Annotated in this window: 1 pseudogene; it reads right to left on the bottom strand. The window is 42.5% G+C overall.

From position 1 onward, the window contains the following. Positions 1–1,343, bottom strand: a pseudogene (locus QUA04_RS29635) (IS5 family transposase); the annotation flags it as partial. Between the last annotated feature and the right edge of the window lie 122 nt (positions 1,344–1,465).

Genomic DNA, 1,465 nt, shown 5'->3' with positions numbered 1-1,465 from the left:
AAAAAGTAATTGCAATAACTGTACCAGATGTATTATCAAGTTTTGCCATCACAAGGGTTCAGACCGAATCTTCGTTTTCCTTGCCCAAATTTGCCCTCGATCGCATTTCTAATTCTTTCATCTTCTAAAGCTTGCTTTTTTTTTGATTTACTCACATTTGCTCTTGGTCTTCCTAGGGGCGGCCCACTGAGCCTAATTCCTTTTTCTTTACACCATGCTCGGTTTTCCCGATTTCGGTAAATGCGATCTGCATGAACGGACTCTGGATAATATCCTGTGAACCTATGATAGGCTTCTACTTGGGCTTTTAAGTCCCCGGATTCGTTAAAATTATCCCAGCTCATCCGGTCTAAAAATACATATCCTTCAAAACAACTGGCTGATAGTTTAGCTCCAAACTCTACGCTTTTTCCGGCTTTTCCTCTGACTATGGGACGAATGTGGGGTTGGCTTAAACTTACTATTCTATCCTCAATACTCTGTTTATCGTTGTCACATAACCACTGTTGTTGGCGAGCGACTTCTGTGAGGACTAGCAAGGTTTTATATTGCTTTCTATTCAGACCTTCTAGGCTCGCACCCGCATCAATTAGCTGTTCAATATGAGAATTGTTTCTTTTGATATATTGCAGTTGTTTTTTAATTGCCTGTCTTCTTTTGTTGCGCGTGGGTCGTCTTTGTTTCGCTACTGCTAAGTAGTCTTTTCTTGCTAGATTACGGTAGGTTCTTGGTTTTTTATGGATTTTTTCTTTAATTTGTTTATACAGGATGTCTAGGATTTTTTCTGTATGAACTCTGGCTCTGTTTAATAGTCCTAAGTCGGTCGGATAGGTAATGTCGGCGGGAGCGCAGGTTGCATCTACGATTAGTTTGCCGCGATTGGTTGACTCATTCTTGGCGTCCGAATCCTTTTTTTTTTCGGGTTGGATTGGGGTAATTTCTCGCATTTTTTCGACCATGCGTTCGTTCACTTTATTAATTAGGTTGGGACTAATTCTTTGGCGAAAGTGCACTAATAAGGATGGGTCAAATGGTAGTTCGTTGCTGTAGCTTGATTGACCGATGAAGTATTGTAGATATGGGTTTTCCCTGATCTGTTCTACTGTTTCCCGATCGCTAATCCCTAATTTTTCTTTAATAATTAATGCCCCCAATGCCATCCTCCATGATTTGGCTGGTGCCCCCTTTTCGGTGGGGAAGTTTTGGGCATATTCTGACTCAAATTCTGACCACGGGATTAGTTGAGCCATTTTTACCCAACGGTTGTCTGCTGACAACCTTCCTCCGAAGGGCAGTTCAAACTCGGATGAGGGGCTTGGGGCAAGCTCAGCTTTTCTGTACACGATCGCAGGTGGTGATGCACGGGTTTTGACCTATTTTACCTGTTTATCTTGCACTTTACTCTTGATCGCGTGATCGTATAACCGCGCCGTGTAACCTTTCTGCACTTATCCAGCAAGCCCTA

The organism is Microcoleus sp. S13_C5 (genome assembly GCF_036700845.1).
Taxonomy (GTDB): domain Bacteria; phylum Cyanobacteriota; class Cyanobacteriia; order Cyanobacteriales; family Microcoleaceae; genus Microcoleus.
This window is presented reverse-complemented; position numbering and strand designations above follow the sequence as displayed.